Origin of the sequence: Carboxylicivirga longa (assembly GCF_050589825.1) — a bacterium.
GTDB classification, from domain to species: domain Bacteria; phylum Bacteroidota; class Bacteroidia; order Bacteroidales; family Marinilabiliaceae; genus Carboxylicivirga; species Carboxylicivirga longa.
Genome location: NZ_JBNGOZ010000022.1, coordinates 14,354 through 25,844, shown reverse-complemented (window position 1 = coordinate 25,844; position 11,491 = coordinate 14,354). Strand labels below are relative to the sequence as shown.

The following is an 11,491-nucleotide window of genomic DNA, read 5'->3' as shown; positions in this document are numbered from 1 at the left end:
TTAATTTTTTATCGTGATGAATGCATCTTTGTTAAATAGTATGACATTGGCGGGTCGGCTTGCTTCGCCTCCAATATTGCCCGAGAAACTGATACGATTATTCTCTTTAAACAACTGAAGGTGTTGCGGTGTAGGGTGGGTGAAGCGTCCGTTACTCACTTCGCCATTGATGATGTATGCAAGCCCTAAGGGCAGCTTGATGGTAGTGTTAACGGCCTGGTTGGAAATGGTGATTTCTTTTATCGAGGGAGCAGCATCGATGTTCAGCTGTCCTTTTATTAACTCACAGAACAACGATGTGGAAACCTGTTCAAGCTTTGCTATGCATCGATTTCCGCTGAGCTGAATGCTGTCAATATTAGCTATTGCGATGCGGTCGGTATTGCTGGTGATGTTCAGTGCCCCGAAATTCTCGAAGTTCAGCATGCCATATTGTGTTTGCCCTTTCATACTGCCTCCTTGTGTCAGCTGCAAGTTGCAGTTGCTAAAGGTGAATTCGCCATCACCAATATTATCCATGCGTCCATCCACAAAAGTAAGGTCAAAGTGATGTTTTTTGTTGGGGGCTATATCCTGTAGTTGCAGCTTTCCATAGCTCTGTGTTAGTTTTATCACCCCCATGATGCTGTCGATACTTACATCGCCCATACTGTTATCTATAATTAGGTTAAGTCGAGCCGGCATCTTCACATGATAGTCGATGGAAAAGGGGTAATTGGAGAAGAAATCTTCGCTGAAGGTAGTCATATAATCCAGTATGCCACTGTAGTTGCGCTGGTTGATGCTGATCATCTCCAGAATCTCTTCGCGTGCTGTTTCGTTGCGCGTGCCCAAGGTGATCAATGTTTCCACCTCTACAAGGTCTTCGTCCCACGCACTGATAAAAATATTACCGTGCTGATTAGCTATCTTCAGATGTTCGATATTGGCTGCTTCAAACTCTCTCATAAAGCGTTCGGTACTCTTCACCCGGCTTTCAATTACCTGTGCCCCGGCCGGTAAGAGGCTGAGCAGGCAGCAAATAAAGACACTGTATAAAAATTTCATGTTTATCTCTTTTTGGTTGCTTATATTTCTTTGACAATCAGCAGTGTTGTTTGTTTCATCTGCCCTTTGCTTGTCGCTATGTAATCAATGATATAGAAGGGGCTAAAATAAGTAAAAATGGACGGCTATAAAAATCCTGAAAAGTTTGTTTTTAAAGGACTCAACAAATCCCTAGGGGTATATTTCTTTTTACCTTTGCAGCACTTAATTTTTAATAACACGATAAGTACATGAAGACAAAACATTTTTTCAAGGTTAAAGATCTTTGTTTTAAGCATTGGAACCGGCATAGTTATGCTGCTTTTAACAGTATGCACAGGGTGGTGAAAATTGGTGCCTTAACTGCTGCTTACTTTAGTATTTTAGGCTACCAGCAAACCTTCGCTCAGATTGATTCAGCTTCCCTCAATAAAAAAATAAATCTGGAAGAGGTCGAAGTCTCGGCACGACGCAGCACTACGGTGTATTCCGAAGTGGGGCGTGTGTTGCATGTGATCACCCGTCAGGAGATTGAGTCACTGCCTGTTTATAGTGTTCAGGATCTGTTGAAGTATGCCATGAATGTGGATGTGCGACAGCGGGGCCCTTTGGGTATACAGGCCGATGTAAGTATCCGTGGCGGTTCATTCGATCAGGTAATGATACTTTTTAATGGCATTAATGTTACAGATCCGCAAACCGGCCATTTAAGCCTTAATCTACCCGTTGATATGCAGAGTATTGAGCGAGTGGAGATACTGGAGGGGCCGGGAGCCAGGGTCTATGGGCCGGGTGCGTTTAGTGGCGCCATTAACTTTGTAACGGGCACCAAGGAGCAGGATAATGTAACGTTAAATGTGTTGGGCGGCCAGCACGGCCTATACAATGCGGCGGCTAATGCCACCATTAATGCAGGGTCGCTTAAAAATTACGTGGCAGCCAGTAAGGGTGCCAGCGATGGCTATATCGCCAATACCGATTTTAAAAATCACAGCCTATTCTATCAGGGGCAATTGAAGCTAGGTGAGGAACAGCTCAGTGTTCAGGTGGGACATAATAACAAGGCCTTCGGCGCCAACTCCTTTTATACGCCGGCCTATCCCAATCAGTTTGAGCAAAATAAAACCACTTTTGCCTCTGTTAAGTTAAGTACGGGGAATAGAATAAAAGTGACACCGGCTTTTTATTGGCGTCGTCATCAGGATCGCTTTGAGCTGTTTCGTAGTAACCCGGCATCGTGGTACACTAATCATAACCATCATTTAACCGATGTGTTTGGTGGGGGACTTAATGCGGTAGTACCCTGGCGCCTGGGTAAAACATCTTTTGGTGGAGAGGTGCGCAGCGAGAGCGTGTGGAGTAATGTCTTAGGTCTTCCAGTTGATTCAAGTGCCTTTATTAAAGTGCCGGGCGAAGAGGCTCTTTTTACCCATACCTACAAGCGCACTAATGTATCTACCTTTATTGAGCATGTGTATTCTTTTCAGAAGTTCTCGGTGTCTGCTGGTGTGCTCATTAATTGGAATTCAGCCCTGGGCATTGGTGTTGATTTTTTTCCGGGCATAGACCTTAGTTATTGGGCCAACGATGCACTTAAGGTTTTTGGAAGTGTTAATAAGTCGCTGAGGATGCCTACTTTTACAGATTTATTTTATGCTGGCCCCACTAATATTGGAAATGAAAACCTGAAGCCCGAAGAGGCGCTTACCTATGAAGGGGGAGTGAAGGTGCTGAAGCCCTGGCTAAAGGGACAGGCCAGTGTTTACTACCGTACGGCGAGCAATTTGATTGACTGGGGGCGACTGCCCGGAGAGGCCAAATATCAAACCCGCAACCTGTCCGACATGAATTCATGGGGTTTGCAGGTGCAGGGTAATGTTAATATTAACAAGTTACTGGGGCAGAATCCTGTGCAAAGTATAGACCTGGGTTATGCGTACATCGATCAGGATAAGAATACTCCCGATGATTATGAGTCGGTGTATGTGCTCGATTATCTGAAGCATAAGTTTAATGCGGCGGTCAACCTTCGCTTATACAAGCACCTGGGTGCCGTTGTAAATGTGATTTATCAGGATCGGGAAGGAGGATATCTGGCTTATAAGGATAACTCGCTGGAGGAGATTCCCACGCCTTATCCGCCCTTTTGGTTGTGTGATTTGCGCTTGCAGTGGTCGGCCAATAACTATAAGGTATTTGCGGATGCCACCAATCTGTTCGACGTGAAATATTACGATCTGGGCAATATTGCACAGCCGGGTTGTTGGATTAAGGCTGGCGTACAGCTAAATCTTAATCTGTAATACCTGTTGCTTCAATGCATTAATAACTTTCCCCCTGAAATGGGGAAGATTATTTACCGCTTGTCGTATGGCGTAAAAGCGATCCCAATAATAGGTTTACATTCCAGGTTGGCACGGTACTTCCCCTTTTTGCCAGGGCAAAAGGCGAAGTACCGTGCTGAAGGTGCGGAGATGGGGATCATAGATGCATCTGAGATTTAAATGATCTTAACAAGCGCACAACGTCTAAGCATCAACTATTCTGTAAGCCAAAGCCCGGTTTGTACACGACATTGGTCAGCTACTTATTTCCACTTGTCAGCTGATAGTTTCCGGCAGTCATTTGGCAATATCCTAATTAAAAGTCTATTGAGGCCAATATTTAAAAAGAGGGGCGCGACCTAAATCCGTCCCTTCATGAATTTTTGGTGCCGATAGGTGGGTAGGTTTAGCTAAGATTAAATGTGTTTGCTTAATATAAAATGTTTAATATTGCGTTATTATTATTTTATTAAGCAGATTACAAATCCCTCTAAGTACTCCGATTTATGATGCGTCTTACCATATTCAGACAGTTTACAATTATCTTATTTAGCTTTTTATTATCGAGTACTTCACTATTTGCTCAGACAATTGTTAAGTTACAGGAGCTGGATATTTCACTGGCCCAGCAGACTTATGGCGCCCCAATGAAAAATCGTTCAGTTACCGGCGAAGCAATTATGGTGGGCGGTGAGTCATTTCGTTACGGAATTGGCGTTCACGCTAAGTCTATCATCAAGTTAAAACTGAATAATGGAAGTCGCTTTACAGCTAAGGTGGGTCTGTGCGACACAGGCATTGATTACCAATCGCCCCGTATTACGTCGGTGCCACTGGCCGATGGCAAACGGGTTTTTTATCATATTGCCAATAATCAAAAGCAGTTTGTTGGTATAGAAGGCAGGCATGGTCAGCCTGAGGCAGGTAGTGTGGTCTTTCGTTTATTGCATAATGGTCAGGAAATTTATAACAGTGGGGTGATGCATCAGGGCGATACGGCAAAGATTGTTGATAAGAAAGTGAGGGGTGGTGTCTTAGAGCTTGTGGTAGACGATGCAGGCGATGGTGAAAGCGGCGATCATGCCGTGTGGATTAATCCGCAAATCGACTATTTCGAAATAGCGCCCAAACTGGTAGCACCAAGTTTTACGGAGCACACTGTACAGGATGATGCCCTTAAACAGAAGCTTGACAAGGCTTTGGCTCGCTTGCCCCTAATCGAACGGCCCTTCCCGCAGCCGGATTATGATTGGCTCCTGGACAATTCAAAGGCTAAGGCGGGTGTGTACAGGGCGGCCAATAATAAAGATCTGGTATTAAGCAATGGCCTGATCGCTCGTGTTTTCCGACTTTCGCCCAATCTGGCTACGGTTGATTTTTTTAATCAGATGACTGGGGAGAGCCTGCTTCGGGCCGTCTCTAACGAAGGGACTTTAACCATCGATGGTAAAAGCTATGCCATTGGCGGACTTAGCCCACAGCCAGAATACGCCTATACACGGATGGATTGGGTTGATCAGCTGGCGGTCAATCGAAATTCGTTTCGTATCCAGTCTTTCGAGGTGAAGGACCTGGTTAGTCGTATGCCATGGCAACAGGTGCGATGGGCCGGCAATACTACCCTGCCAAGCGGTAAAGAAGTGGTGTTTACACTAAAGAAGGATAAGCTGCTGGTGAAGGTCCATTTTGCCCTTTACGATGGTATACCCACCATCAGTAAATGGATGGAGGTGATTAACGAAGGCGATATGCTTGTTCAGCTTAATGCCTTTAAACTTGAGCAACTAGCTATGGTGGAAGGCGAGAGTCTCGTTGGTACGCCCCGCGAGTGGATTAAGCCTAATATTCATATCGAATCGGATTATGCCTTTGGTGGCATGCAGCAGCGTAATGCCGATGTTACGACCCATTGGGAAGCGGATGCCCGTTACACCTCACAAGCGAATTACCCGATGCAAACGCCTTGCCTGCTGGAGGTAAAGCCGCCCTTAGGACCGGAATGTGCTATTCAAGCCGGCGAAACATTTAAGACATTCAGAGTGTGGGAAACACCCATGGATACGCGGGAGCGGGAACGCCGAGGGTTGTTTATCCGCCGGATGTATCGAACCATCTCACCCTGGGCTACCGAAAATCCTATTTTTATGCACCTCACCAACTCGAATGCCGATGTGGTTAAACGGGCCATCGATCAGTGTGCGGAAGTGGGGTATGAGATGGTGATACTCAGCTTTGGCAGTGGGGTTAATATGGAAGATGAATCAGAGGCCAATTATCGCTATTTTAAGAGTTTGGTGGATTATGCCAGGGCACGAGGCATTGAGCTGGGTGGTTACAGTTTACTGTCGAGTCGCTGGATCAGCGAAGAGGTTGATGTGATCAATCCTGAAACGGGTCAGCGTGGGGGTATGATTTTTGGTTCCTCACCGTGCCTCAGCAGTGAGTGGGGCCACCATTATTTTCGTAAGATCAGAAGGTTTTATGAGCAGACAGGTATGCGAGTTTTTGAAAATGATGGTTCCTACCCGGGTAATGTGTGCGCGTCAACGACGCATGCACATCATAGCGGATTGGGTGATTCGCAGTGGAAGCAGTATGCGCAGATTCAGGGTTTATACAAATGGATGCGCCGTGAGGGTATCTATATGAATATTCCGGATTTTTATATTCTCTCGGGTAGTAATAAAACGGGTATTGGCTATCGCGAAGTTAACTGGTCACTTCCGCGCGAACGCCAGTTGGTGCTCGGACGTCAGAATATTTACGATGGGTTATGGGATCGCATGCCCAGCATGTGCTGGACCTTTACGCCACTAACGCAATACCATGGTGGTGGGGCAGCAGCCACCATTGAACCGCTTAACGATCATTTGGATGCTTATGAAAACCAGATGATGCAGAATTACGGGGCCGGGGTGCAATCGTGCTACCGGGGACCTCGCCTGTACGATACACCGGCAACCAAGGCGCTTGTTATGCGGGTTATTCAGTGGTATAAGAGATACCGGGCTATTTTGAATAGCGACCTTATTCATTTGCGCCGTCCTTCCGGCAAGGACTGGGATGGCTTTTTACACGTCAATCCGCAACTTAAGGAAAAGGGGCTGGCCATGTTTTTTAACCCGACTGATGAGGCTATAGTGCGCCAGATAACCATACCCCTTTACTATACTGGTTTAAGTCGTACGGCCCAAATCCGTGTAAAAGAGGGGAAGCCCCGCTCTTACCGGTTGACGCGCGATTATAAAGTGACCCTTGAAATTAGTATACCGGCCCAATCCTATAACTGGATTGTGATTGAATAAACGACCAGGCCAAGGAAGCGTGTTTGTCAGGCTTTCTTGATAATCATCTCACATTTTTTACAGTCAAAAGCCAGCTCGTAACTGTCTTTTGCATTATAAAGGGTTAGTGGTAATAACTTTTTTGCTTCAGGATGCTCTTTCAGGCACTGATTGTTCATGTAAAGCAGGCAGTGTTTGGTACGCATCAGCTCTGTGCCGGCTCCCTTCGGCTGTTTCTCAAAGCCCCAGTCTGCTTTTTTAACCCCATGTCTGCGGTAAAACGACTGGGCTTTCTCATTGATAATATTGGCAGTGTAGTTGAGTTCGGTTTTTGGGAACTCAATGTTATTAGGGTTCAGCTTACGTTCTTTTGCCCTGAAATGCTGTCGGCGTTTGGCTTCATGCTGCTCAATGAGTTCGCGTCGCAGGGCGTTGAGCGCTTTAGCCTGAAAGAACCAGTCGCTTTTTAAATCAATAACTACTTGTTTGGGATGAAAGACTGTTGCCCCCAGCTTTGAAATCTGTTTTTGTATCTGTTCCAGAGCTCGTTCGGGATGGCTGGCCGCATCGGGATGCAGGTCGGCCTGCAGGGATGAGTGCAGCTTATCGCTGTCAATAATGCTCAGCTCAAAGCCTCCATCTTTTTCGGTAAAATACAGTTCGGCATCAATCTTACGCATGCTGGTACTGCTGCTGATGGTGTCGGTGAAGGACTTATCGAAATTGCGATATAGCGCCATGCCCGGCTTGATGCCTTTCATGCTGTTGGGGTAAATCTTTTTATTCACGACTTTATTAACCTTCAGGCCGTTGAGCGTATCTTTATTGTAGAAGAAGCACAGTCCGTCGCCGTTGGAAAGCTCTTTAGAGGTGTTAAGTACAAAATAATCCTTGGCCGTTTGCCTTACTTTACCCAGTGCTTCGCCCATATTCTTGGGTGTGTTGATGGAGGCTATGTCTGCCTCGCGACCATTTACAAAATAGGTGGTGAAACCGCGGTTAAAGCTTTTGTTCACATCGGGTGAAAAACCTGAACGGCTTTGTCCCGATGAGGCAGGCCTCAGGTCGGTGCGTCCGGCTATTATTTTATCGAGAAGTTGTCGGTAATGAGCCGTAACATTAGCTACATAGTCTTTGTCTTTCAGTCGTCCCTCAATTTTAAAGGAGGAGATGCCGGCATCAATCAGTTGCTCCAGGTACGACGAGAGGTTGAGGTCTTTCAGTGAAAGCAGGTGTTTATCCTTGTAAAGCAGTGTGCCATCTTGGCTTTTCAGGTTGTACTTGAGGCGGCAGGGTTGAGCACATTCGCCGCGGTTGGCACTGCGCTTATTAATGGCAGCGCTCATATAGCACTGTCCGCTGTAGCACACGCACAAGGCGCCGTGTATAAAATATTCCAGAGGTACAGTGCTGTGCTTGCTAATGGCTTTTATCTGGTTGAGTGATAGCTCGCGCGCCAATACAACCTGATCGAAGCCCACATCCTGCAGGAATTTGACTTTCTCCGGACTGCGGTTGTCGGTTTGTGTGCTGGCATGAATGGGTATGGGAGGCAGGTCTGTCTCCAGCAGTCCCATGTCCTGTATAATAAGGGCGTCGGCGCCCAGCTGGTATAGTTGATGGATAAGGGTATTGGCCGCTTTTAGCTCGTGGTCGAAAAGCAAGGTATTAAGTGTTATGTACACTTTGGCACCAAACAGGTGAGCAGTATTAATCAGCTGTTCTATATCATCGAGTGAATTGCCGGCATTTTTGCGGGCGCCAAAACCCGGCCCGCCGATATAAACAGCATCGGCACCATGGGCAATGGCGGCGAGTCCGCATTGTAAGTCCTTTGCCGGAGAAAGTAATTCTATTGCTTTAAGTGCCTGACTGTTCATTAATTTTTATTTAGCTAATTGGCATGGCCGATTAGTTATTTTATATTTAATTTATATTTTTGTTTCTCTTCCATTCGTCGTAATCGGGAGCAAAAGTAATATATTTATTTGACCTTAAACAGATGCCGAGTATTGACGTAATAGTCGTTTTTGCTGTAATTGCTTTTATACTGCTATCATTGTATCGCGAATGGATGGGGGCAGCCTTCACCTTTTTTGTGGCGGTGATGGTGTTGGGTATCTTTAAAATTTTAACGCCGGCCGAAATATTGGAGGGATTTGCCAATGAGCAGATTGCTGTTATTATTATGCTGTTGCTGCTGGGCGATGCCATTCGTCAAACTTCTGTGATCGAGATTTTCTTTGCCAAAATATTTCCGGCTTCCTCCAGCTATAAAGGCTTCTTAGCACGTATGATGCTGTGGGTAGGGGGCTTTTCTGCTTTTTTGAATAATACTCCGTTGGTGGCCGTGATGATGCCTTATGTGCATCAATGGAGTCGCCGTAACAACATCTCTTCGTCAAAACTTCTGATACCTCTGTCGTATGCGGCCATTCTGGGGGGCTGTGTTACCTTAATTGGTACTTCTACCAATCTTATCGTTAGTGGTATGGTGGTCGATCAGGAGATCATACCGAACATGCGACCCTTGGAAATGTTTGATTTTGTGTGGGTAGGTTTGCCCATGCTGGTTATTGGTTTTCTTTATCTCTACTTTTTCAGCTATCGGCTATTGCCTGATCGTGCCACGGCCTTGGCGGATTTTAAAGGGGCTGATCGTAAATATTTGGTAGAGGCCGAGATCCGCAGTAACTCAGGGCTGATTGGTAAGGTGGTGAAAGAGGTCGATTTTAAGGGTAAGTACGGATTGTTAGTGGTAGAGATATGCCGTGGCAAACAGGTGATTCAGATACGTGAGGGTAATTTTGTTTTGCGAGAAGGTGATGTGTTGCGTTTTGCCGGCGATCATACCAATATTGCCCGTTTGCTGTCTGATAACAGTGACCTGACAGTGCCTTCCGTGGGCATGATGTCGAAGCTGAAGCGTTCGCAGATTGTTGAGATTGTTATTTCACATAATAGCTCGCTGATTACCAAACTAGTGAAAGATATTTATTTCCGTGGTAACTACGACTCGGCATTGCTCGCTATCCATCGTAATGGTGAACGCCTGCGCGGAGGTATTGATGATGTGAAGTTGAAAGCCGGCGATGTGCTTCTGTTGTTGGCCGGTGATAACTTTACAAGTCACCTGGAAAATGAGATTGATTTTTATGTGATATCGCGCGTGAAGGAATTACGCAAGCCCGAACGCTATAAAATATGGGCTCTGTTTGGAGGTACGTTGCTGGCGATTTTTCTGGCAGCTATTAAGTTGGTACCACTATTTTTAGGTCTGCTTATTGTGTTGGCCATGATTAATATCCTTAAGGTGGTGTCGGCCAAAGATTTGCCCAAGAGTATCGATTATAACCTGGGTGTTATTATTGCGTTGTCCATGGCACTGGGCACGGCTATGATTAAAACAGGTGTGGCGGATATGATTGCCAATACGGTCATTCGCACCTTTCTGCCCTTTGGGCGTATCTCACTGTTAGTGGGTATTTATTTGATTACCTCGGTGCTGGCTGCTTATATTACCAATAAAGCAGCTGTGGCCATTATGTTTCCCATTGCCATTACAGCGGCCAAAAATCTGCCCCTTGATCCCATGCCTTTTGTGTTGGTGGTTTCTTTTGCGGCGGCAGCTAATTTTATTACTCCTATTGGCTATCAGACTAACCTGATGGTCTACGGTCCCGGTGGGTATAACTTTAAGGATTTCTTTAAGATAGGATTGCCCTTGACCGTTATTTATATGCTGGTTACCATTGGTATTCTCAGCTATATGTATTTTCCGGGTGGATAAGTATTGTGAGACGAGAGAGGTGAGTCGTAAGAGGGAGAGAGGTTTGTGTTTGGTTTTAGTGTAATGATCATTAATTGAATTAGTTAGTTTTCGGTAGTTCGCGTTCGTGTATTTTTTTGGCGGAAAATAACCACAAGTTGTCAATAGTCTTAATACTCAAATCTTGATACTTTTGTACTTTCTGGCTTGTCATGTTAGGAAGTGTAGTAAAAACAATATCTGATAAGGATAAGAAAAAGCCCCAATCTTTTTAGTAGAAATGGGGCTTTATTGATGAGGTGATGTTGCCTTAGTAGTGTCCAAGCAGCTTGGCTACTTTATCAACATGCTGGCTTTTGTTGGGATCAATGGATTGATTACTGCTCTTGGCCTTTAGCATTTCTTTACGCAAGGCTATAAAGGCTTTTGATACCTCCGACATATTCTGCTGACTCCTAACAAGTCGCTTCTCCATATCCTTCAATTGGTTTGATTGTGCTTCAAGTTCTTTTTGCAGTTCAACACGTTTCAGGTTGCTGCTGTTGGTTTTCTCGCGCGATGTGCGCAGCTCGTCCTGCAATAGTTTATTGCGTTCTTTGGCCTGTCGAAGCGAATAGTTTAGGCTGGCGGTATCGCGCTGTAATATGGTGAGGCGGCGGGTAGCCTTATTCAGTGCTTCGTGGGTGGTGTATGCGTCTGCCTGGTTGGCTTTGAATTTACTAACGGTTTCCTCTAGCTTAGCACTCAGTGCCTCACTCTCATCTTTCAGGCGGGTAACCCGAATCATCATATCCGATATTTCATCCGATTTGAGGGCGTTACTCTGGTTGAAATCTTCCTTCATGCGCTCATAGTCGGCAATGGCATGATCAAGATCGTCTTGCAGCTTATTGCTCTCAGCTGTTTTTAACTCGAGACCTGTTTCAAGTTTGGTGTTTTCAAGTAGTAGTGCCTCGTATTTCTTTTTTGATACTACGCAGCTACTAAGTAAAAGGGCGATGCTTAAGAAGATAGTTACTCTAGCCATATTTAATCGTTTTTGATTCAATGTTTGAAAAGCTTCAAGCCTTAAATATATACTAAAAGTA

The 11,491-nt window shown here is 45.4% G+C and carries 6 protein-coding genes; 3 read left to right on the top strand and 3 right to left on the bottom strand.

Going from position 1 to position 11,491, the window contains the following annotated elements; genetic code table 11:
• On the bottom strand, nucleotides 1-1,047 hold the full coding sequence (locus tag ACRD7A_RS15885) for a hypothetical protein (protein ID WP_430812214.1): 1,047 nt from the start codon (nucleotides 1,045-1,047) through the stop codon (nucleotides 1-3).
• 230 nt (nucleotides 1,048-1,277) lie between these two features.
• Here ACRD7A_RS15885 and ACRD7A_RS15880 point away from each other — a divergent pair, with 230 nt between their 5' ends.
• Nucleotides 1,278-3,329 (top strand): TonB-dependent receptor, encoded by a 2,052-nt coding sequence (locus ACRD7A_RS15880; RefSeq protein ID WP_430812215.1) that lies wholly within the window; start codon nucleotides 1,278-1,280, stop codon nucleotides 3,327-3,329.
• A 527-nt stretch (nucleotides 3,330-3,856) separates the two neighbouring features.
• Nucleotides 3,857-6,655 carry an NPCBM/NEW2 domain-containing protein gene (locus ACRD7A_RS15875; RefSeq protein ID WP_430812216.1) on the top strand — a complete coding sequence of 933 codons (2,799 nt, stop codon included), beginning with the start codon at nucleotides 3,857-3,859 and terminating at the stop codon, nucleotides 6,653-6,655.
• 26 nt (nucleotides 6,656-6,681) lie between these two features.
• Here the strand turns inward: ACRD7A_RS15875 and ACRD7A_RS15870 are convergent, their stop codons facing one another.
• Complete coding sequence (locus ACRD7A_RS15870) at nucleotides 6,682-8,514, bottom strand: peptidase U32 family protein (RefSeq protein WP_430812217.1); 1,833 nt, start codon at nucleotides 8,512-8,514, stop codon at nucleotides 6,682-6,684.
• A gap of 122 nt (nucleotides 8,515-8,636) precedes the next feature.
• Between ACRD7A_RS15870 and ACRD7A_RS15865 the strand changes: the two genes are divergently transcribed.
• The gene (locus ACRD7A_RS15865; RefSeq protein ID WP_430812218.1) at nucleotides 8,637-10,424 is read left to right on the top strand and encodes an SLC13 family permease; all 1,788 of its coding nucleotides are present in this window, start codon (nucleotides 8,637-8,639) and stop codon (nucleotides 10,422-10,424) included.
• 289 nt (nucleotides 10,425-10,713) lie between these two features.
• Here ACRD7A_RS15865 and ACRD7A_RS15860 read toward each other — a convergent pair whose 3' ends face one another.
• Nucleotides 10,714-11,430 (bottom strand): hypothetical protein, encoded by a 717-nt coding sequence (locus ACRD7A_RS15860; protein ID WP_430812219.1) that lies wholly within the window; start codon nucleotides 11,428-11,430, stop codon nucleotides 10,714-10,716.
• Between the last annotated feature and the right edge of the window lie 61 nt (nucleotides 11,431-11,491).

Bases quoted from the DNA above. Each gene is read 5' to 3' on its own strand.
- ACRD7A_RS15885 (WP_430812214.1), bottom strand. From the start codon at position 1,047: ATGAAATTTTTATACAGTGTCTTTATTTGCTGCCTGCTCAGCCTCTTA.
- ACRD7A_RS15870 (WP_430812217.1), bottom strand. From the start codon at position 8,514: ATGAACAGTCAGGCACTTAAAGCAATAGAATTACTTTCTCCGGCAAAG.
- ACRD7A_RS15865 (WP_430812218.1), top strand. From the start codon at position 8,637: ATGCCGAGTATTGACGTAATAGTCGTTTTTGCTGTAATTGCTTTTATA.
- ACRD7A_RS15880 (WP_430812215.1), top strand. From the start codon at position 1,278: ATGAAGACAAAACATTTTTTCAAGGTTAAAGATCTTTGTTTTAAGCAT.
- ACRD7A_RS15875 (WP_430812216.1), top strand. From the start codon at position 3,857: ATGATGCGTCTTACCATATTCAGACAGTTTACAATTATCTTATTTAGC.
- ACRD7A_RS15860 (WP_430812219.1), bottom strand. From the start codon at position 11,430: ATGGCTAGAGTAACTATCTTCTTAAGCATCGCCCTTTTACTTAGTAGC.